Origin of the sequence: Halodurantibacterium daqingense (genome assembly GCF_042666235.1) — a bacterium.
Classification (GTDB): domain Bacteria; phylum Pseudomonadota; class Alphaproteobacteria; order Rhodobacterales; family Rhodobacteraceae; genus Halodurantibacterium; species Halodurantibacterium daqingensis.
On record NZ_JBHTFQ010000002.1, the window covers coordinates 492,812 to 513,113 of the forward strand.

The following is a 20,302-nucleotide window of genomic DNA, read 5'->3' on the forward strand; positions in this document are numbered from 1 at the left end:
TCCCTATCCTGCGTCGCCCATCTTGCCGGGATTCATGATCCCCCTGGGGTCAAGCGCTGCCTTGACCGCCTTCATCACGTCCACCGCATCGCCATGTTCCTCACGCATCAGGCCGAGCTTGCCCGCGCCGATGCCATGTTCGCCGCTGACGGTTCCGCCCGCGGCCAATGCGCGTTCGGCAAGACGATGGGCGAGGCGTTCGGCCTCTGCGACCTCTTCCGGGTTGTCGGGATCAAACAGATAGGCGGTGTGAAAATTGCCGTCGCCCACATGGCCGATGATCTGGCCCGGCAGGGAAGAGGCGTCGATATCGTCGCGCGCCGACTCGATGGCATCGGCCAGACGAGAGATCGGGACACAGATGTCGCCGGTATAGATCGCGGCACCCGGCCGCATGGCGCGGGTGGCCCAGTAGAGATCGTGCCGCGCCTGCCAGAGGACGCGGCGCTCGTCCGCCTCGGATGACCAGCGGAACGCGGAGGCTTGGTGACTCTCGGTAATGTCCTGCACCGTGCGGGCCTGTTCATCGACCCAGGCGGGGGATCCATGGAATTCGAACAGCAATGTGGGCGCCACCGGCAGGGTGAGGCCGGAGTGGGAATTGACGTTGGCGATGGCGACCTGGTCCAGGAATTCCACCCGTGCAACAGGGATGCCCGACTGCACGGTCTCGATCACCGCCTCGACCGCCGCGCGCACGGACGGAAAGGCGCAGATGGCGGCGCTGACGGCCTCGGGCACCGGGTGCAGGCGCACGGTCAGTTCGGTGATGATGCCCAGCGTGCCTTCGGACCCCACGATGAGATGGGTGAGGTCATAGCCGGTGGAGGATTTGCGCGCCCGCGACCCGGTGCGAATCACCCGCCCATCGGGCAGCACCACCCGCAGCGCCAGCACGTTTTCCCGCATCGTGCCATAGCGCACCGCCATCGTGCCGCTGCCCCGGGTCGAGGCCATGCCGCCCAGCGACGCATCGGCTCCCGGATCGATCGGGAAGGTCAGGCCGGTTGCGCGCAGGTCGGTGTTCAGTTGCAGCCGGGTGACGCCGGGCTCCACGACCGCCAGAAGGTCTTCGGCGGCGATTTCACGGATGCGGTTCATGCGGCTGGTGTTCACGGTGATGCCGTTACGGACGGGGATGGTGTGCCCCTCCATCGACGAGCCGGCACCATAGGGGATGACGGGCACGCCCGCCGCGTGGCACTGGCGCAGGATGTCCTGCACCTCGGCCTCGGTTTCGGGCCAGACGACAGCATCGGGCAGACAGGGGGGCAGGCGCGACATGTCGCGGCTGTGCTGGTCCCGGATGGCATGCGAAGTGGCAATCCGGTCGCCGAACCGCGGGCGCAGCGCCTCGATCACGGAGGCGGCGGTCATGGGAACCTCGTCGGGTGCTTGGAGCTGTCGAGTTCCTGGCTGGTGATGAATTCCAGCAGGGCGGGCTGGCCGGCCTCGGTTGCCGCGATGCCGCGCTTGATGGCCGGGATGATCTCGTCAGGCGTGGTGATGCGTTCGCCATAGCCGCCAAGGGCGCGGGCAAAGGCGGCATAGTCGCCGGAGATGTCGGTGGCGCGGTATTTTTCGGTGGAAACCGGCATGATCGGCAGTTCCATGGCCATTGAATGGTTGTTGAGCAGGATCGACAGGATCGGGACGCGTTCCCGTACCGCCGTTTCAAAGTCCATGCCGGTGAAGCCGATGGCCGAATCACCCCAGACGTTGATGCAGAGCTTGTCCGGCCGCGCCAGTTTCGCCCCCATGGCAAGGCCAAGGCCATAGCCCAGCTGCGTGGACTTGCCCCAGCCGATATAGCTGAGCGGGGTGATGGACTTCCAGAACGGGGTCAGCTGGTCGCGCGGGCTGCCGGCATCATGGGTGATGATGGTGTTGGCCACGTCCACGGTGTTCTGCAGGTCCCACAGCACACGGTAGGGCGTCATCGGCGCCTGATCCGAGGTCAGGCGCGGCATCCATTCCTTCAGCCATTCACGATGGACCTGCGCGATTTCCGCCGCCACCGCATCCGGGGCGCGGCGTTCGGTTCCGCGTGCGGCCATCGCGGCCAGCAGGGCATCCAGCGTCAGGGCGGCATCGCCGATCAGGGCAAGGCGGGCCTCGTAGTCCTTGTTGATGTGGTTGGGGTCGAGCGTCGAATGGATCACCGTCTTGCCGCGCGGCATCTGCACGCCGAACGCGGTTTCGGTAAAGGAACAGCCGATGCCGAAGATCAGGTCGGCCTCGTCAAGGAAATGCCGCACGGCGCGCGGGATTGCCGCGCCCCCTGATCCAAGGGCGAGGGGGTGGGTTTCAGGAAAGGCGCTTTTGCCCTCAAGGCTGGTGCAGACGGGAACGGACAGGTGCTCGGCAAAGGCGCGGAGCTGGTCCCAGGCCCGGGCGTAATGGATGCCCTGACCGGCATAGATCACCGGCCGCTTCGCCGCCAACAGCATGTCGAGCGCCTGTTCGACGCCGGCGGGATCGGGGGCGGGCCGGGCCGAAACGACGGGGCGGTAATCCAGAGGTTCGGCGACGTCTTCGTCCCAGATGTCGCCGGGGATCTCCACCACGACCGGGCCGCCACGGCCGTTCCGCAGCATGGAAAAGGCGCGGCGGAAGATGTTGGGGATCTCCGCCGGCAGGTTGATCGGTTCCACATGCTTGCTCACGTCGCGGAGCGACCGGCTGGCATTGTAGTTCGGCGCAATATGGGCAAGACGGCGCGCATAGCCGCCCGGCAGGACCAGCACGGGAACCGATTCCGAATAGGCTTGCGCGATACCGCCATAGGCGTTTTCCGTCCCGGGGCCCGATTGCATGGCAAAGACGCCGATCTTCTGCCCGGACGTGAGCCGAGACAGCGCGTCGGCCATATGCACGCCCGTGCGTTCCTGGCGCACGATGATGGTGCGGATATCAGCCATCGCCGCATGTTCGATGATGTGGTTCACCGGATAGCCGAAGAGGATCTCCACCCCCTCGCGCTTCAGTATTTCTGCGATTGCATCGCCGGTTTTCATTCCGTCCCTCCCTCGAAATCCTCGCTGCGCCAGCGGCGCGGGTGGCGCACCGCAAGCTGCCGTGCCCCCGCCACCGTCAGGGCGCCGCTTTGCGCAAGCGCGATGCGGAACTCGTCCATCAGCGTGTCCGCCACGAAGTCGGCCCCGGCCGCGCCATAGGTTGCGAGGCCATACATGAAGCCGCGCCCGACCATGACGGCATCCGCTCCGCAGGCGACCGCCCGCAGAATGTCGAGGCCGGACATCACGCCCCCGTCCAGCAGGACCGGCATCGGGCCTGCCGCGTGTCGCACCGCGGGCAACACATCCAGGGGGGCCGGGGCGGCATCGAACTGCCGTCCTCCGTGGTTGGAGACCACGATGCCATCGGCGCCATGCGCCCGCGCACGTTCCGCATCGCGCGGATCCATGATGCCCTTGATGACGAGGTCGCCGTCCCAGACCTGCCGCAGGCGGGCGATGAATTCCCAGGTCGCGGCCCCACCCGCACGGGCCTGCCGGGCATACTGGACCAGCGGCATGTCAGCGGGGCAGTGGGCTTCCAGGTTGCGGAACTGCGGCCGCCCTTCACGCGCAAGGGCGGCCAGCCAGGCGGGGCGCAGCGCGGCCGCCAGTGCCATTCGGGGATGAAGACGGAACGGCAAGGCAAGGCGGTTGCGCATGTCCGGCACCCGCCGCGCCGGAAGGGGGATGTCTATGGTCAGCGCAAGGACCCGGACGCCTGCGGCCTTGGCGCGCGCGACAAGCGCAAGGCTGTCCCGGTGGTCCTGCTCGGGCATCGTGTAAAGCTGAAACCACACTGACTCTGCCGCCAGTGCGACGGCTTCTTCCAGCCGCGTCGCCGAAAGCGTTCCGATCATGTAGGGAATGTTGCGGGCGGCTGCGGTCCGGGCCAGATGACGCCCCGCGCCCGGCCAGATCGCCCCGTCCATTCCGACGGGCGCGATGAGCAGCGGCGCCGCGTAGGTCCGGCCGAACAGCGCCACGCTCGGGTCGGTGGCACCCACGTCGACTGCATGACGGGGGCAGATTTCGGTCGCGTCGAAGGCCGCGCGGTTGCGGGGATGGCCGGTTTGCCGATCCGTCCCGCCCTGAAGGAAGTCATAGCAGAACGAGGGAATCCGCCGCCGCGCCTTGCGTTCAAGAAAGGCAAGTGTGGGGCTTTCGGCGCGCATCGCCGCAAGCCGGGCAGGGGAGGTTCCAGTCGCCGTCGATTGTCTCATTCGTCGCCTCCTCCCATGGCTCTGAAATAAAACGACAGGCCATTTTGCATACATTGGCACGGATCGGCACAGCCGCCCCGGCCGGGCATCGTCATTGGGTGCGATGTTGTTTTTTCTTGTCAGGCAAGAGTATTCATGCTGATATTCGGACACAAGACAAGAAGAACATGAAAGGCACATACATCTTCTGACTGCGAATGGGAGGATTCAATGTATACGAAGATGCTATCGGCATGCGGTGTAGCCGCATGCCTTGCTCTGCCATCCGGGGCGACCGCACAAGAGCTTGGTCTTGCCCATTGGGTTCCGGGAACCCACCCCCTGCAAACGTTGGGAATGGAGCCCTGGGCCGCGTCCATCGCCGAGGCATCCCAGGGCCGGATCACCATCACGATCTTCCCTGCCCAGCAGCTCGGCGCGGCGGCAGATCACTATGATATGGCAAGGGACGGGATTGCGGACATCGGTTTCATCAATCCCGGATATCAGCCCGGCCGTTTTCCGATCATTGCCGCGGCCGAGCTTCCGTTCCTGTTCGCCAATGCCAAGGGAGGGGCGGCGGCGCTGACGGAATGGTACGACGCCTATGCCGAGCAGGAGATGGGCGACGTCTATTTCTGCATGGCGCTGCTGCATGATCCGGGGACATTTCATGGCAAGCAGCCGATCGTGGTTCCCGAAGATGTCCGCGGCAAGAACGTGCGCCCGGCCAATGCGACGCAGGCGCGGTTCGTGAACCTTCTGGGCGGTGCCTCGATTCAGGTGTCGGCCCCGGAAATGCGCGAGGTGTTGTCCAAGGGCGCTGCAGATATTACCCAGGCACCGTGGGAATCGCTCTACATCTTTGGCGCGGACACGCTTGTGACGCATCACCTTGACGCGCCGATCTACGGGTCGATCAATGCCTTTGTCATGAACAAGGCGCTGGTGGAGGGCATGAGCCCGGAAGATCGCGCCGTGATCGACGATCACTGCACCCCCGAATGGGCCGAACGCATGTCGGCCGGATGGGCGGATGTGGAGGCCGCGGGCCGCGACAAGATCGCCGCCGATCCTGCCCATACGCTTCATCGTCCGAACGAGGAGCAGATGGAGCTCTGGCACCAGGCGGCGGCCCCCCTTACCGAGGAATGGAAACAGGCCATGGCCGGCACGGGGCTGGATGCCGACGAGGTTCTGAATGGCCTGATCGCCGCGCTTCAGGCGCACGACTCGTACGCAGGCGACCAGTAAGAGTAACGGCGACCCGGCCAGAGGAGGGCTGGCCGGGACATGTCAGGCCCCGCATGGGGCCGAATATCGTTTCAGGGAGGAAACGCATGACGATCAAGCAGTTGGCGCTTGTCGGGGTTCTGGCCCTTTCGACGGCGCTTCCGGCCGGCGCGGCCGATGTTGAACTGACGCTTTCGCACTGGGTGCCGGGGACTCACCCGCTCCACGTGACGGGAATGGAGCCTTGGGCCGAGTCGATCCGCGACGCATCGAACGGGCGGATCGAGATCACGATCTATCCCGCACAGCAGCTCGGCAACGCGGCCGACCACTACGACATGGCGCGCGACATGGTGGTGGACATCGGCTTCATCAATCCGGGCTACCAGCCGGGCCGGTTCCCGATCCTTGCCGCGGGCGAACTGCCCTTCATGTTCTCCAATGCCGTTTCGGGGTCGCGGGCGCTGCACGAATGGTACGCCCAATATGCCGAACAGGAAATGGCGGATGTCCATGTCTGCATGGTGCACCTGCACGACCCGGGCACGCTGCATTCCAAGACCGGTCCGCTGCTGGTACCTGAGGATCTGCGCGGCAAGAACATCCGCCCGGCCCACGCCACGATGGCCCGGCTGGTCAGCGCCCTTGGCGGAGCTTCAGTTCAGGTGCCTGCGCCGGAAATCCGCGAGCTTCTGTCGAAGGGCGCTGCGGACATGACTGCGTCACCCTGGGGGTCTGTCTTCACATTCGGGCTCGAGGATGCGGTCACACACCACCTGGATATGCCCTTTTACGCCACAACCTTCGCCTTCGTGATGAACAAGACGGTGGTTGACGGTCTCTCTCCCGAGGATCGGGAAGTGATCGACGCGCATTGCTCGCCCGAATGGTCCGAACGTATCGCCACCGAATGGGCCGCATACGAAGCTGCCGGACGCGAGCGCCTGCTGGCGACGGAGGATCACACCTTCCACACCCCTGATGCCGCGCAGATCCAGCTCTGGAAAGCAGCCGGCGCGCCGCTGACCGATGAATGGAAGCGCGCCGTCAGCGCCGCCGGGCATGACGCCGACGCGATCTACGAAAGCTTCATCGAGACCTTGCGCCGGCACAACGCGCTGGTCGAGTGATCTCGGACAGCCCGCCCGCGTTCGGGCGGGCCTTGGGAGACATCATGTTCCGTAAGCTCGAAACATTCTGCGAGCTGGTGGAGCGGGTTGCGGGGGTTCTGCTCGCACTCGTTACGCTGCTCATCGTCGCGTCGGCGGTCGGTCGCTATGTTCTGGCGACGCCGGTTCCCGATGCCTTCGACCTGTCGCGCTTCCTGATCGGTGCCTGCATCATGTGGGGCTTTGCCTCGGTCGGTTATCGTGGCGGACATATTTCGGTGGATCTGTTCGTGGAAATGGCCTCTCGCCGCTGGCGGCGGGTGATCGATCTGTTCGCCTGGGCGACGCTGCTGTTCTTTGCCGTGCTGCTGACCTGGAAGATGTGGGGCCGCGTCACCGGCGCCTTCGCCAGCAACGAAAGCACCTTTGATCTGCGCCTGCCGGTCTGGCCGCTGCTTGCGCTGATCTGGGCGGGGGCAGCGGCAAGCGTCATCACGATCGCCTTGCGGGTCGTCACCATCGCCATCGGGCGCGAACCACTGCAAAACATCGAACAGGAAAGCGCTCTCAATGACCCTCGGTGACTGGACGGCTCTTCTGGGATTTGGCGCGCTGTTTTCGCTGATCGCCTTGCGCGTTCCGATCGGGATTGCCATGGGCCTGGTAGGCATCTTCGGCTTTGCCGCCGTCCGCGGAATAAACCCGGCGCTGAACCTGCTCACGACCTCGCCCGTGCGGGTCATGGCGGATTTCAACCTGAGCCTCGTCCCCTTCTTCATCCTGATGGGCGTGCTCGCCACCAATTCCGGCATGTCGAAGGAGATGTTCAGGGCGGGGAACGCCTGGCTCGGATCGTTCAGGGGCGGGCTCGCGCTGTCCACCATTGCGGCCTGTTCGGGGTTCTCCGCCATCTGTGGCAGTTCGGTGGCCACGGCCGCCACCATGAGCAAGGTCGCGCTGCCAGAGATGAAGCGCGCCGGCTATAGCGATGCGACCGCGTCGGGCGTGGTGGCTGCCGGCGGAACGCTTGGCATCCTGATCCCGCCTTCGGTGGTTCTGGTGGTCTATGCCTACATCACCGAAACGGATGTGGGTCAGTTGTTCATCGCGGGGATCATTCCGGGCATCCTGGCGACGCTGATGTACATGGCGACGGTGCGCATCGCCCACCGCAAGGGCCTGCCACCGGGGGCCAGGTTCGACCTGCGCGAGGCATTCGTGTCGCTCAAGGGGATCTGGGCGATCAGTCTTTTGTTCATCACCATCATCGGCACGATCTATTTCGGGGTGGCCACGCCCACCGAGGCCGCCGCGATCGGGGCGCTGCTGACCCTGATCATCGGTGTCGTGCGCGGGCGGCTGAACTGGGAGCGGATCGTGGCCAGCCTGGTCGAGGCGCTGCGGACCTCGGTCGCAGTCTACACGATCCTTATCGGCGCGGTGTTGTTCGGCTATTTCCTGGCAATCACGCAGTCGCCGCAAAAGCTGACCGCCTTCCTGATCGACCTGGGCTACGGCCCCTATGGAACGCTGGCGCTGATCCTGATCTTCTTCGTCATCGCGGGATGTATCCTCGATTCGATGGCGATGATCATCCTGCTTGTGCCGATCGTCTTCCCTGTCATGATGCAGCTGGGCTTTGATCCGGTCTGGTTCGGGATCATCATCGTGATGACGGCCGAACTTGGTCTGATCACCCCGCCGGTGGGGATCAACGTCTTTGTCATCAACTCGATCGCGCGGGACATCAAGCTGACCTCGATCTTCCGAGGAGTGTTCCCGTTCATCATCACCGATATCATCCGGCTCGTGCTGCTGGTGGCCTTCCCGGCGATCATTCTGTTCCTGCCGATGACAATGAAATGACGCCAAGATGACGCTGACCCACGATGATATCGCTGCCCCCGGGCTTCGCCACCTTTGCGATCTGGAGGCGACGCTGGGGCCGATGATGGTGCCGGGAGACGTGCAGGCAGGACAGCGGCGCATGGTCCCCATCACCGGAGGGCGCGTGACGGGGCGGCTGCGGGGGCATGTGCTGAACCTGGGCGCAGACTGGCAGACGATCCTCCCGGACCGGGCAGAGCTTGATACCCGCTACGCCATTGAAACAGAGGACGGCGCAGTGATCGACGTGCGGAACTTCGGCATCCGCCACGGCCCGGCCGATGTGCTGGACCGTGTGGCGGCGGGCGAGGTAGTGGACCCCGCGCTTTACTACATGCGCACCCATCCGCGGCTGATGACCGGCGATCCGCGTTATGAGTGGCTGAACCGGACGATCCTGCTGGGAACGGGGGCGCGGCTGGCAGACAGGGTGCTCATCCGCTTTTACGAGGTGACATGACGAAGGCCCATCCGGCGAAGCGGGCCATCGCGTCTGCGCGAAGTCTCGGCTGCCGCGGCAAGCCCGCTGGGTCACGGATGGCTCACGCTCGCTGAGGCGACAGGCCCGGGCGGGGCAGGGCAACCGCGCCTGGCTGCGGGTCGGGTTCAGCCGTCGGCACCAGGATCTTTGACAGCCGGTTGCGTGTCACCGGTCGAACTGTCCGGTGCAGTCCCGGCTTTCGGGTTGCCAGAGATCATCATGCCGGACGGCCTGGCCGGAGCCGGTCGGACCTGCCGGGGGTTCCTGCTCGGGACCCCGGTTCAGCATCTTCCCGCATCGCGGTGCGATAAAGACCCATGCGATGAGGTTGGCGGACAGACCAGCGGTTCGATTCCGCAGATCCGTCAGGACCGCTTCGCGCGAAGGTGCTTCCACGTCTTGTCGTCACCGGAAGAGCAAGCCCTCGCGATACGCGCTGCCTGCCCGGCTTCCTGTGCCGGCGCCGGTGTGGCCTTGGTCAAGCGCCCCATTGACAGGCGCGAAAAAACTTAACATGTTTAGCAAATAGGGGAGGCGAGTCTTGGCACATCTGTCGATGGATTATTCCGCAGGCCTGGAAAGGCGCAGCGATCTGGCTGCGCTGGCACAGGCGGCACATCTTGCAATGCTTGAGACGGGCATCTTTCCGGTCGCGGGCATTCGCGTGCGGCTTCACCGTGCCGATCATGCCATCGTTGCGGACGGGCTTGCAGAAAACGATTTCCTGGCCATGACCCTTTCGGTCGGGGCCGGACGCAGCACATCCGCCCTTCGAGAGGCTGGCGATCTGATCTTTACCGCCGTGAAGGACCAGTTGGCCCTTCCCCTCTCCACCCCGCATTTTGCCCTCTCGCTTGAGGTCCGCATCATAGATCCGGAGCTGAGCTGGAAGTGCACGCCCATCCATGCGCGCCTGTCGGGCCCCATAAGGACTGAAAGATGACTGTTCTGGACGACAACATCATTAAGGCCCGCGAGTACATGGCGACCTTCCGCGAGGGCGGCGTGCTGAATCACATAGCCGGCGAAAGCGTGCCCTGTCTCACGGGCGAGACGATGGACACCCTGAGCCCCGTCGATGGTTCGGTGTTGGCACAGGTTGCGAAAAGCGGCGCGAAGGATGTCGATCACGCTGTTGCCGCAGCCAAGGCGGCGTTTCCCGCCTGGTCAACGACCCCCGGGACGGAACGGCGCAAGATCCTGATCAGGGTGGCCGAGGCCATCGAGGCGCGGGCCGAGGAGATCGCCTTCATCGAGTGCATGGATACGGGACAGGCACTGCGCTTCATGTCCAAGGCCGCGCTTCGCGGGGCGGCCAACTTCCGCTTCTTTGCCGATCAGGCCCCGGCGGCCGAAGATGGACGGGTGATGCGCAGCCCCACGCAGATGAACACGACTTCGCGCCGTCCGATCGGGCCGGTGGGGATCATCACGCCGTGGAACACCCCCTTCATGCTGTCCACCTGGAAGATCGCGCCGGCGCTGGCGGCGGGCTGCACGGTCGTGCACAAGCCCGCCGAGTTCAGCCCGATGACCGCCAAGAAGCTGGTGGAAATCGCCGAAGAGGCCGGCCTGCCCAAAGGCGTGCTGAACGTGGTCAACGGCCTGGGCGAAACGGCGGGCAAGCGTCTGACCGAACACCCCGATATCAGGGCCATCGCCTTTGTCGGCGAAAGCCGTACGGGCAGCATGATCATGCGGCAGGGTGCTGATACGCTGAAGCGAGTTCATTTTGAACTGGGCGGCAAGAACCCGGTCATCGTGTTCGACGACGCCGACCTGGACCGCGCCGTCGATGCTGCGACCTTCATGATCTACTCCCTCAACGGGGAACGTTGCACGTCGTCCTCGCGTCTGCTGGTGCAGGACACGATCCACGACGATTTTACCGCCCGGGTGGCAGAGGTGGCCAAACGCATCAAGGTCGGCCATCCGCTTGACCCGGAAACGGTCGTGGGTCCGCTGATCCACCCCGTGCACGAGCGGAAAGTGCTGTCCTACTTCGACAAGGCCCGGCAAGAGGGCGCGACCATTGCCGCAGGAGGCGAAAAGATCGGCGAGGCCGGGTGCTTCGTCGCCCCGACGCTCTTTACGGGCGCCACCAATGACATGGCGATTGCGCAAGAGGAAATCTTCGGCCCGGTGCTGACCGCCATCCGCTTCCGCGACGAGGACGAGGCGCTGGCCCTTGCCAACGACGTGGACTACGGGCTGGCTGCCTATCTCTGGACCCAGGACCTCGACCGCGCCATCCGCATGACCGACAGGCTCGAGGCGGGGATGATGTGGGTGAACTCGGAGAACATCCGCCACCTTCCGACGCCATTTGGTGGCGTCAAGGCATCGGGGATCGGCCGCGACGGCGGCGACTGGTCGTTCGACTTCTACATGGAAACGGTCAACGTCTCGTTTCCGCGCGCTCACCACAAGATCCCGAAACTGGGCGGCTGAGGCTGCCGGACCTGACACTTCTGGGAGAACCTCCATGCCGATCCCCGCGCCGACCCTGAACCCGCCGTTCAATATCGTCCGTCTGAGCCACACCTCCTTCACGGTGACCGACCTGGCGGCCAGCCGCAAGTTCTACGCCGACATCCTGGGGCTGCAGATCACACATGAAGACGACAGCACCATCTACCTGCGCGCCATGGAGGAACGGGGGCACCACTGTCTCGTGCTTCGCCAGATGCCCGAGGCCGGGGTGGACTACCTTTCCTACAAGGTCTGGTGCGAGGAGGACCTGGACAAGGCCGCCTCCTGGTTTGCAGCTCAGGGCCACGGTGTCGAATGGGTGGAGCGGCCCTTTCAGGGGCGGACCCTGCGCACCAGCGACTGCTTCGGCGCGCCGATGGAGTTCTATTTCAGGATGGACCGTCTGCCGCCGATCCATCAGAAATACGAACTTTACCGTGGCGTGAAGCCACTGCGCATCGACCACTTCAACTGCTTCGTTCCCAACGTGGATACTGCGGTTGCCTTCTATGGCAAGATCGGTTTCCGCGTCACCGAATATACCGAGGACGAGGAAACGGGGCGGCTCTGGGCGGCATGGACTCACCGCAAGGGCGGCGTCCACGACATCGCCTTTACCAACGGGACGGGGCCGCGGCTGCACCACACCGCGTTCTGGGTTCCGACACCGCTGAACATCATCGACCTGCTCGACCTGATGGCGACCACGGGATATGTCGGCAACATCGAAAGGGGGCCGGGGCGGCACGGAATCTCGAACGCCTTCTTCCTTTACATTCTCGATCCTGACGGGCACCGGATCGAGATCTATTGCTCTGACTATCAGACGGTCGATCCCGATCTGGAACCGATCAAGTGGGATCTGAAGGATCCGCAGCGCCAGACGCTCTGGGGCGCACCCGCGCCGCGCAGCTGGTTCGAGAACGGCTCGGTCTTCACGGGGCTGAAAACCCGCGAGGCTGAATTGAAGGCCACGCCGATCATTGCACCGTGATGCCGAATGACTCCGCCCAAAGCGGAACCGCGCCAGAGGAGACAGCAATGGACATTCCCGCCAGGGTCGCCGCCTTTCGCGCGGCTGGCGAAAACCGCTACGGGCTGGTCACCGACGCCGGGATCATAGACCTGACGCCCGAATTCGGCATGCGGTTCAAGGACCTTCAGCAGATCGTCGAGGCCGGGGCACTGGAAGCGCTGATCGCAGCCGGACAGGGCCGTTCCCCCGGCTGGCGTCAAGAGGATGTGGAATTCCTTATCCCCATTGCCCGGCCCGAGAAACTGATCTGCATCGGCGTCAACTTCCCGGACCGCAACGCAGAATACAAGGACGGCCAGGCACAACCGACGCGGCCCAGCCTCTTCATCCGCTTCCCCCGCTCCTTCACCGGGCATGGCGGCAACCTGATCCGCCCCCGTGAAAGCGGGCAGCTCGATTACGAAGGCGAGGTGGCGATCGTGATCGGCAAGGCGGGTCGTCGTATCGCGCCCGAGCATGCCTATGACCATATCGCCGCCTTGACCCTGTGCAACGAGGGGACGATCCGTGACTGGGTCCGCCACGCCAAGTTCAACGTGACGCAGGGCAAGAACTGGGACAGCTCCGGATCGCTCGGCCCGTGGCTGGTGCCCTTCCGTGACGCCAGCCAACTTGACGACATCAGCCTGACCACCCGTGTGAACGGCGAGGTTCGGCAAAGCGACCGGACCTCGAACATGATGTTCGATTTCCGGTATATCGTGAACTACATCTCGACCTTCTGCACACTGGTGCCGGGAGATGTCATCGTCTGCGGCACGCCAAGCGGTGCCGGCGCGCGCTTCGATCCGCCGATCTGGCTGAAACCGGGAGATGTGATCGAGGTTGAGGCCGAGGGCATCGGGCTCCTGCGCAACGGGGTGGCCGACGAATGACCTTGTCGCCCGCAGAGATCGACCGCGCCGCCGCCGACCTGCTCGCCGCAGAGCAAGAACGCCGCCAGATCGGCCTGCTTTCGCTCCGCCACCCCGACATGACGCTGGATGACGCCTATGCGATCCAGTCCGCGCAGATTGCGCAGAAGCTGGCGACCGGGCGCAGGATCATCGGCTGGAAGATAGGCCTGACGTCGAAGGTCATGCAGGATGCGTTGGGGATCGACACGCCGGACTCCGGCGTCCTCTATGACGACATGGTTTTCGACACCGGCGGCATCGTCGCCCAGGGCCGCTTCATCCAGCCGCGCGTCGAGGCCGAGATTGCCTTTGTCATGCGCGACGCCCTGGATGGCGATGTGTCGCGCGCGGATGTTCTGGCGGCAACCGATCACGTCGTTCCATCGCTCGAGATTCTCGATACCCGCATCCAGCGCAAGGACCCGGCCACCGGCCAGGCACGTGTCATCGTTGATACCGTCAGCGATAACGCAGCCAATGCGGGGCTGGTCCTGGGCACGCAGCGCCATGCCGTCGCGGCACATGACCTTCGATGGATCGGCGCGATCCTTCGCAGGAACGGCGAGGTCGTGGCGACGGGGCTTGGCGCGGCGGTGCTCGATGACCCGGTAATGGGGCTTGTGTGGCTTGCCCGACGGATGCATCAATACGGCCAGCGGATCGAGGCGGGTCAGGTTGTGCTGTCCGGCTCGTTCATCGCGCCCATCGAATGCCCGCCGGGCACGCGGATCGAGGCCGATTTCGGCCCTTTCGGCGACGTTTCCATCAGCTTTGAGTAAGTCATGCCTGCACCAGAAAACACCTTCAAGCGCCGGCTTCTGGCCCGCGAAACGCAAATCGGCCTCTGGCTCAGCCTCGGGGATGCCAGCGTGGCGGAACTGGCTGCGGGCACCGGTTTTGACTGGCTGGTGATCGACGGCGAACACGGGCCCAACGGGCTGCGCGACGTGCTGGCACAACTGCGGGCCATCGGTCAGCGTGGGGCGCATCCGGTGGTGCGGGTGCGCGACGACAACCGCGCGGTGATCAAGCAGATGCTGGATCTGGGGGCGCAGACCATCCTCATCCCGATGATCGAAAGCGGCGAACAGGCGCGGCAGGCGGTGCAGTCTGTCTATTATCCGCCCGTCGGGGTCCGGGGCATCGGCGCGGCGCTGGCGCGCGCGTCGGGCTTCGGGGCCGAGAGCGATTATCTTGAAACCGCCAACGACGAAGTCTGCCTGCTGCTGCAGGTCGAAAGCCGCGCCGGTCTCGACGCGCTGGACGATATCCTTGCCGTTGAGGGCGTCGGCGGTGTCTTTATCGGGCCGGGCGATCTTTCGGCCGACATGGGGCATCGCGGCAACCCTGGCCATCCCGAGGTGCAGGCCGCGATCGACGAGGCCATCGCGCGTATCCAGGCTGCCGGCGTCCCGGCGGGCATTCTGACCTGGAACCCGGACCTCGCCCAGGCCTATGCCAAGGCCGGGATCGAGTTCCTCGCCGTGGGATCAGACGTCACAACCCTGCGCAGCGGCTTGCTTGCCCTGCGCCGGGGCTTTGCCTGAAACCCTGCAGACCGGCATTCGTCAACTGACGGCACCTCGCGCGCGCCCCGGCCGCGGCGAATACCGCCCGAAGGCCGGCGCGGCAGATGAACCGGCATCGCCTGTCCTTCCTGTTGCAGTCTCGGACCGGATGCGGGGGCGCACCAGGTCGGCGCGGGCAGGCGACGCCGGAACGCACGCGGGACCTCGGGATCCTGGGGCGGGGCAGGGACAGGGCCTTGAAACCATTGTAACGACGCGTTGAAACGGCGTCAGTGAAACCTGATGACGTTCTGTGCGTTTGGCCGTGTATAGACATGGCAGCGGCACAGCCGTGTTACCAGACCGGGGATCAAGATGACTCGTAGCATCACGCAGACCAAGACCTTCCGGGCGACGACCGCCCTCACGCTTTCGCTGTCGCTTGTGCAGCCCACGACCGGCTTTTCGCAGGTCAGCAGCACCCTCGAGACCTTCCGGGGCGATCGCGGGGCACTTTGCGTCGAAAACCCCGATGCCGAGGGATGCGAGGATTTCGACCTTCAGGCCCAGCTGTGCGAGGAAGACCCGACGCTGGAGTTCTGCGCCGAGCCGGGCACGCCCGACATTCCCACCGAAACCCCGCCCGAGGTGACGCCCGAGCCCGAGCCGCAGCCCGAACCCCCGCAGCCGGAGGTTCCGCAGCCCGATGCTCCGCAGCCGGAGATCCCGCAGCCCGCCACCCCGGGCCCCGAGATCCCCGCACCGCAGGCACAGGACGAGGCCGCCCCCGGGGCGGCCCCTTCCGATCCGCAGGCCCAGGATCAGGCACAGCCGGAACCGGCCGATGCGCCGGGGGCGGATGAAGGCGCGGCCGAGGGACGCTCGGTCCAGGACTTGCTGCGTGAGCGTCTTCAGCAACCCGAACAGACTGCCCCGGCGACAGAGCCGCAGCCCGAGGCCGCCGAACCCGGCACCCCGGAACCGGAAGCCACCGCCCCCGAAACCGCCCCCGAAACTGCCCCCGAGACTGACCCCGCCGCGGATGCGCCCGCGGACGATACCCTGCCGGAGGGCGCTGCTGGCGAAGGCCCGGGTTTTTCCGTGGAAGAAGATGATGCTGCGCCCGAGGCCGCACCGGAAGGGGCCGCCGAACCCGCGGCACGCAGCCCGGAAGCCCTCGAGATGGACGCGATTCCCCAGGGCACCGAGGCCCCCGAGGTGACCGAAGGCCCCGCCGAGACCACCGAGACCGAGCCCGAACCCGCCGCGACCCTCAGCGCCGATGACGAAGCGCGCGTGCGTCAGCTGCTGGAGGATCCGGAAGTTGCGGGCGCGGTCGAGACGCTCAACCGGGCGCTTGGCCTTCAGGCCGAGGAAGATGCGGCGACTGAAACCGATCCCGCCGCAGCCGAGGATACCGCTGACGATGCGGCCTCCGGCTTTGCCGCCGGCGGCGCCGCCGCAGCCCTTGCGGCGCTTCTTGCCGGGCAGGAAAATGGCGAACAGCCCCAGCCCGAAGACGTGATCGAAACGCAGCTGACCGAGGAAAACAGCCGTTCGAGCGCCGAAGATTTCGACACCCGCATCGTGACCCAGGCCTCGCAGGAGTCGCGGGATCGACGCGGCCTGACACGGCTGGAGCAGGCCGGGCTGCTGGCCCTGGGCGCCGTGGCCGTCGGCATGGTGGTCGGCAACAATCGCGTTGTCGCCAATTCCGGCGACCGTGTGGTGGTGGATCGCGGCAATGGCGATCTGGCGATCTGGAAGGATGACAACGCGCTGATCCGCCAACCCGGCAGCACCGAGCGCACCGAACGGTATGGCGACGGTTCGACCCGCACGGTCCTGGATCGCGCCGACGGGTCGCAGATCATCACGGTGCGGGATGCAACCGGCCGCGTGATCTGGCGCGAACGCCGCGAGCCGAATGGCCAGACGGTGCAATTGATCGACGATACGCGTCGCTATGCGCCCATCGATGTCTCTACCCTGCCACCGCCGCGCATCGGCGAGGTCCGGGTGAGCGAGCGGACCGATACGGCGATGCTCCGGGCGCTTCTGGCCGAAGCCGAGGCGCAGGATCTGGGCCGCAGCTTCAGCCTCCGTCAGGTGCGCGAGAACCGCGAACTGCGCGAGCTTGCCCCCGAGATCACCACCGATCCGATCACCTTCGACACGGCCTCCAGCGTGGTCCGCACCTCCGAGGCGCGCAAACTGGTGCAGATCGGCCGGTTGATGCAGGAAATGATCGCGGAAAATCCGCGCGAGATCTTCCTGATCGAGGGTCATACCGATGCCGTGGGCAGCGCGAGCTACAACCTTGCGCTGTCGGATCGCCGGGCGGAATCGGTGGCGCTGGCCCTGACCGAGTATTTCGGCGTGCCGCCGGAAAACATGGTGGTGCAGGGCTATGGCAAGCGGTTCCTCAAGGTGCCGACCCTCGAGGCCGAGCCGCGCAACCGCCGCGTGGCCGTGCGGCGCATCACCTGGCTGTTGCGGTAGGCGCGGGTGCGACAACCTGTCCTGCCGGACCGTGCCCGTGGCTTGATCCAGATCAAGGAGGCGCGATGCGCGGCCGGGCAAGGTGAGGGCATGGAACGCAGACAGGCTGACCGGCTCCTCCCTGATGCCGGACTACCCAGGGCGGCACGTTCCCCCGGCTGTTCCCGCCGGTGCCGCCGGGAAAAGCTGTCGCGCCGGGCCCGGCCTGTTTCCGTGCCGGGCATATCGGAACGCCGTGGGACCTCCCTCCCACGGCGTTTGCCTTCTGGCGGTGTGGCCACCTGTCGGCGCCGGCCGAAAGCCCCACATGACTCCTGATGCGATCCCTGAAATTGCCCTGGAGTGGCATCGCACCGGTCGCGGCGCCACGCTGGCCACGGTGGTGGAGACCTGGGGCAGCGCACCGCGACGGGCCGGAAGCCAGCTTGTGGTTGCCGGCGACGGCGCGATCATGGGGTCGGTATCGGGCGGCTGCGTCGAAGGCGCGGTGATCGTCGAGGCCATCGAGGCGCTCGCCCAGGGCAGGCCGCGGCTTCTGCGCTTCGGCGTCAGCGATGGCGACGCCTTTGCCGTCGGCCTGGCCTGTGGCGGCACGATCCGGGTGCTGCTGGAGCCGGTGGGTTCTGCCATGCCCGAGCCGCATCTTGCCGCGCTGGTTGCTGCACGTGCCGCCCGCCGCCCCATCGCTCATGTCGTCGATCTGGTCAGCTGGCAAAGCCGGCTCGTCGGGCCCGAGGATCCGCACCTTGGCGCCGTGATCGCGACGCGGCTGCGGCAGGATCGTTCCGGGGCCGAGGGAAGCCGGTTCATCGGCATTCACAACCCGCCGCTGCGCCTGTTCGCCGTCGGCGCGGTGCATATTGCCCAGCCGCTTGTGGCGATGGCCCGGCTGGCGGGGCATGATCCGGTGCTGATCGACCCGCGCGAAGCCTTCGCCACGGCGGCACGTTTTCCCGGCGAAACCGTGCTGGACCTCTGGCCCGATGCGGCCCTGCGCGAGGTGGGGCTTGATGCGCGCTGCGCGGTGGTCGCACTGAGCCATGATCCCAAGATCGACGATCCCGCCCTGCAGGTGGCACTCGGGTCGGACGCGTTCTATATCGGCGCGCTCGGATCACGGCGCACGCATGCCGCGCGGGAAGACCGCCTGCGGGACGCAGGGTTCGGTCCCGATGCCATCGCCCGCATTCATGGCCCGGTGGGGCTGGATATCGCCGCGCAGACCCCGGCCGAGATTGCGCTGGCGATTCTGGCGCAGATGACCGAGGCGCTGCGCCGGGCCTGACCGCTCCGGCGGTCGGGCCATCGGCAGGACGGGCGTGCGGCAGCGTCGGCATCCGGGCTGCCGGGGCGCGTCGCGGGCGCGTCGCGGGCGCAGCGGAAGTCCCCCGTTCCCCACCCTCGCGATCGTCCCGCGCGCGCGGGCGGCCCTTCCGGCATCGGCCGGCGGTCCCGCGATCAAGAAGCTTTTACAACCGCTTGCTTGCCTTTCGATTGAAAGAAGGTCAGGAACGATCCGGTGCATCAGCGATGGATCGGGCGGTGACAAATGCTATTTCCGCCGCTATCGTTGGCGCCTGCTCAGGTGAAGCTGCCCGGCAGGGTTTCTGCGGCGGATGACCCCAACAGCCCTCTTCTGGCGCAACAGGCACGCGTCGGTGGACATGCTCGGACAACGGCGGGAAAACCCGCGACATGGGAGGTAATTCATGATCCGTCTCGCGGGCCTGGCTCTGGTTCTGTTGATGCTGACCCTTCGGCCGCTTTGGGCGCAGCCGGAACCGCTGCCGGGCCAGGATGATCCGGCCTTCACTGCGGCGCTTGATGACTGGCTTGCCGATGATGAGGCCGCAGCCCTTCCCGCGTTTGCCGAGCTTGCGCAACAGGACAACGGCGCCGCGCGGCTGCTGCTTGCCCTCATCGACAAGTCGCCCGAGCTTCAGGGGCCGTGGCTGTCCAGCCGCACCCGTGCCGACCGGATCGCCCTCATGCGGGCGCCGGGCGGCATGTCGGGGCAAAGCTGGATTCATCCGCTGGCCGAGACCTCACCGCTGGCCGCTGCCTGGCAAAGCCTGTGGAATGTCGATGCGCCGCTGTCGCTGATAACCGATTTCGCGGCGATGGGCGAGGATCGCGCGGCGCGCGCGGCCGTTGCGGTGCTGGCCGCCCGCGAGCGGCGGGGTTTTGCGGCGCTGGACGGCAGCCCCGGCTATCCCGACGGGCTGCGCTATTTCATCTGGCGTGAATGGGTGAACGAACCTGGTCATCTCGCGCGGCTCACCGATGCGGTGCTTTCGCTGGCGCCCGGCGATCCGCAGCGGGTGATGATGGGCGAAACCGTCGCTCCCGAGGCTTATGGCGACTGGCTGATGTCGGCGCCCGAGGCGGGGGCCGTGGCCGGTTTCTGCGCGGCCCGATGCCCGCAGACGGCCCGGGCCTGCGCCCTCGCCGCGGCCGAGGCCCTGGGCGACCCGCTTCTGGTGATGATCCAGGGCAGTCCCGCCGAGACGCTGATCCCGAGCCCGGAGTTCACGGAAAGCCCGCGCGGGCAGGCGGCGCTGTTACGCCGCGTTCTTCTGGGCGCCTCGACCCGGATGCGCCCGGCCATGCTGTCGCGCGCCGCCACGCGGGACAGCTGTTTCGCCGATGCGCTGGCTGCGGAAGCGGCGCGCTACTGATGTCCGCACCGGCCGGCGCAGCGGCGGCGGGCCTTGACCACTGCCCATCCCCTTTTCGGTGCGGCGGGCCCGCGTCCCGACTACGGGCGTCCCGTTTGCAACGACACGGCCGGAGGTGACGACTGCCCGCCTTTCAGGGAAGGAGGGTCCGTGCAAGCAGCGCCAGGCTGATGGTCGCCCGGGCGCGGACAGGGATGTTGCCTTCCTTGCCCGGGCATGGCCGGACCCGGCTTGCCCCTGCGCGCAATGCCGAAACGCGCGGGCCAGAGGCTGCGGCGACA

At 66.1% G+C, this 20,302-nt stretch carries 16 protein-coding genes and 2 pseudogenes; 15 read left to right on the forward strand and 3 right to left on the reverse strand.

From position 1 onward, the window contains the following. Positions 1-3: 3 nt before the first annotated feature. Genes ACFQXB_RS05790 through ACFQXB_RS05800 form a run of 3 tightly spaced genes read right to left on the reverse strand, consistent with a single transcriptional unit; the run spans position 4 to position 4,240 of the window. Positions 4-1,377 carry an FAD-binding oxidoreductase gene (locus tag ACFQXB_RS05790; RefSeq protein ID WP_377400490.1) on the reverse strand — a complete coding sequence of 458 codons (1,374 nt, stop codon included), beginning with the start codon at positions 1,375-1,377 and terminating at the stop codon, positions 4-6. Further along, the gene (locus ACFQXB_RS05795) at positions 1,374-3,017 is read right to left on the reverse strand and encodes a thiamine pyrophosphate-requiring protein (RefSeq protein WP_377400493.1); all 1,644 of its coding nucleotides are present in this window, start codon (positions 3,015-3,017) and stop codon (positions 1,374-1,376) included. Before ACFQXB_RS05795 ends, ACFQXB_RS05790 begins: the two co-directional genes overlap by 4 nt. Then, on the reverse strand, positions 3,014-4,240 hold the full coding sequence (locus ACFQXB_RS05800; protein WP_377400496.1) for an alpha-hydroxy acid oxidase: 1,227 nt from the start codon (positions 4,238-4,240) through the stop codon (positions 3,014-3,016). Before ACFQXB_RS05800 ends, ACFQXB_RS05795 begins: the two co-directional genes overlap by 4 nt. Before the next feature lie 222 nt (positions 4,241-4,462). Here ACFQXB_RS05800 and ACFQXB_RS05805 point away from each other — a divergent pair, with 222 nt between their 5' ends. From ACFQXB_RS05805 to ACFQXB_RS05875, 15 genes and pseudogenes are all read left to right on the forward strand, one after another. Further along, a complete protein-coding gene (locus ACFQXB_RS05805; protein WP_377400752.1) occupies positions 4,463-5,473 on the forward strand; it encodes a TRAP transporter substrate-binding protein in 1,011 nt (336 codons plus the stop codon). Positions 5,474-5,559: 86 nt separating this feature from the next. Continuing rightward, a complete protein-coding gene (locus ACFQXB_RS05810) occupies positions 5,560-6,582 on the forward strand; it encodes a TRAP transporter substrate-binding protein (protein ID WP_377400498.1) in 1,023 nt (340 codons plus the stop codon). 44 nt (positions 6,583-6,626) lie between these two features. Then, a complete protein-coding gene (locus ACFQXB_RS05815) occupies positions 6,627-7,145 on the forward strand; it encodes a TRAP transporter small permease (protein ID WP_377400500.1) in 519 nt (172 codons plus the stop codon). Then, complete coding sequence (locus ACFQXB_RS05820) at positions 7,132-8,427, forward strand: TRAP transporter large permease (protein ID WP_377400503.1); 1,296 nt, start codon at positions 7,132-7,134, stop codon at positions 8,425-8,427. Before ACFQXB_RS05815 ends, ACFQXB_RS05820 begins: the two co-directional genes overlap by 14 nt. 7 nt (positions 8,428-8,434) lie before the next feature. Then, a complete protein-coding gene (locus ACFQXB_RS05825; RefSeq protein ID WP_377400506.1) occupies positions 8,435-8,908 on the forward strand; it encodes a DUF3237 domain-containing protein in 474 nt (157 codons plus the stop codon). A 562-nt stretch (positions 8,909-9,470) separates the two neighbouring features. Then, the gene (locus tag ACFQXB_RS05830; protein ID WP_377400509.1) at positions 9,471-9,872 is read left to right on the forward strand and encodes a 5-carboxymethyl-2-hydroxymuconate isomerase; all 402 of its coding nucleotides are present in this window, start codon (positions 9,471-9,473) and stop codon (positions 9,870-9,872) included. Next, entirely contained in the window at positions 9,869-11,380 is a 1,512-nt protein-coding gene (hpaE, locus tag ACFQXB_RS05835; protein ID WP_377400512.1) for a 5-carboxymethyl-2-hydroxymuconate semialdehyde dehydrogenase, read from the forward strand. Before ACFQXB_RS05830 ends, hpaE begins: the two co-directional genes overlap by 4 nt. A 34-nt stretch (positions 11,381-11,414) precedes the next feature. After that, positions 11,415-12,395 carry a 3,4-dihydroxyphenylacetate 2,3-dioxygenase gene (gene hpaD / locus ACFQXB_RS05840; protein ID WP_377400515.1) on the forward strand — a complete coding sequence of 327 codons (981 nt, stop codon included), beginning with the start codon at positions 11,415-11,417 and terminating at the stop codon, positions 12,393-12,395. A gap of 47 nt (positions 12,396-12,442) precedes the next feature. Further along, the gene (locus ACFQXB_RS05845; RefSeq protein WP_377400518.1) at positions 12,443-13,312 is read left to right on the forward strand and encodes a fumarylacetoacetate hydrolase family protein; all 870 of its coding nucleotides are present in this window, start codon (positions 12,443-12,445) and stop codon (positions 13,310-13,312) included. Beyond that, on the forward strand, positions 13,309-14,112 hold the full coding sequence (gene hpaH / locus ACFQXB_RS05850) for a 2-oxo-hept-4-ene-1,7-dioate hydratase (protein WP_377400521.1): 804 nt from the start codon (positions 13,309-13,311) through the stop codon (positions 14,110-14,112). The genes ACFQXB_RS05845 and hpaH overlap by 4 nt, the downstream gene beginning before the upstream one ends. 3 nt (positions 14,113-14,115) lie before the next feature. Further along, positions 14,116-14,880: an HpcH/HpaI aldolase family protein gene (locus ACFQXB_RS05855; protein ID WP_377400524.1), complete on the forward strand. Its 765-nt coding sequence runs from the start codon at positions 14,116-14,118 to the stop codon at positions 14,878-14,880. A 336-nt stretch (positions 14,881-15,216) separates the two neighbouring features. Beyond that, positions 15,217-17,343, forward strand: a complete 2,127-nt coding sequence (locus ACFQXB_RS05860; RefSeq protein WP_377400527.1) for an OmpA family protein — start codon at positions 15,217-15,219, stop codon at positions 17,341-17,343. A gap of 307 nt (positions 17,344-17,650) precedes the next feature. Continuing rightward, positions 17,651-17,830: pseudogene (locus ACFQXB_RS05865) on the forward strand (XdhC family protein); the annotation flags it as partial. Between the two features lie 408 nt (positions 17,831-18,238). Next, a pseudogene (locus tag ACFQXB_RS05870) lies at positions 18,239-18,628 on the forward strand (XdhC family protein); the annotation flags it as partial. Positions 18,629-19,052: 424 nt separating this feature from the next. After that, positions 19,053-20,021, forward strand: a complete 969-nt coding sequence (locus ACFQXB_RS05875) for a hypothetical protein (protein WP_377400530.1) — start codon at positions 19,053-19,055, stop codon at positions 20,019-20,021. The last annotated feature ends 281 nt before the right edge of the window (positions 20,022-20,302 follow it).

Coding starts and splice junctions, on each gene's coding strand:
- ACFQXB_RS05855 (WP_377400524.1), top strand. CDS start 14,116: ATGCCTGCACCAGAAAACACCTTCAAGCGCCGGCTTCTGGCCCGCGAA.
- ACFQXB_RS05795 (WP_377400493.1), bottom strand. CDS start 3,017: ATGAAAACCGGCGATGCAATCGCAGAAATACTGAAGCGCGAGGGGGTG.
- ACFQXB_RS05820 (WP_377400503.1), top strand. CDS start 7,132: ATGACCCTCGGTGACTGGACGGCTCTTCTGGGATTTGGCGCGCTGTTT.
- ACFQXB_RS05800 (WP_377400496.1), bottom strand. CDS start 4,240: ATGAGACAATCGACGGCGACTGGAACCTCCCCTGCCCGGCTTGCGGCG.
- ACFQXB_RS05805 (WP_377400752.1), top strand. CDS start 4,463: ATGCTATCGGCATGCGGTGTAGCCGCATGCCTTGCTCTGCCATCCGGG.
- ACFQXB_RS05875 (WP_377400530.1), top strand. CDS start 19,053: ATGATCCGTCTCGCGGGCCTGGCTCTGGTTCTGTTGATGCTGACCCTT.
- ACFQXB_RS05845 (WP_377400518.1), top strand. CDS start 12,443: ATGGACATTCCCGCCAGGGTCGCCGCCTTTCGCGCGGCTGGCGAAAAC.
- hpaE (WP_377400512.1), top strand. CDS start 9,869: ATGACTGTTCTGGACGACAACATCATTAAGGCCCGCGAGTACATGGCG.
- ACFQXB_RS05810 (WP_377400498.1), top strand. CDS start 5,560: ATGACGATCAAGCAGTTGGCGCTTGTCGGGGTTCTGGCCCTTTCGACG.
- ACFQXB_RS05860 (WP_377400527.1), top strand. CDS start 15,217: ATGACTCGTAGCATCACGCAGACCAAGACCTTCCGGGCGACGACCGCC.
- hpaD (WP_377400515.1), top strand. CDS start 11,415: ATGCCGATCCCCGCGCCGACCCTGAACCCGCCGTTCAATATCGTCCGT.
- ACFQXB_RS05815 (WP_377400500.1), top strand. CDS start 6,627: ATGTTCCGTAAGCTCGAAACATTCTGCGAGCTGGTGGAGCGGGTTGCG.
- ACFQXB_RS05825 (WP_377400506.1), top strand. CDS start 8,435: ATGACGCTGACCCACGATGATATCGCTGCCCCCGGGCTTCGCCACCTT.
- hpaH (WP_377400521.1), top strand. CDS start 13,309: ATGACCTTGTCGCCCGCAGAGATCGACCGCGCCGCCGCCGACCTGCTC.
- ACFQXB_RS05790 (WP_377400490.1), bottom strand. CDS start 1,377: ATGACCGCCGCCTCCGTGATCGAGGCGCTGCGCCCGCGGTTCGGCGAC.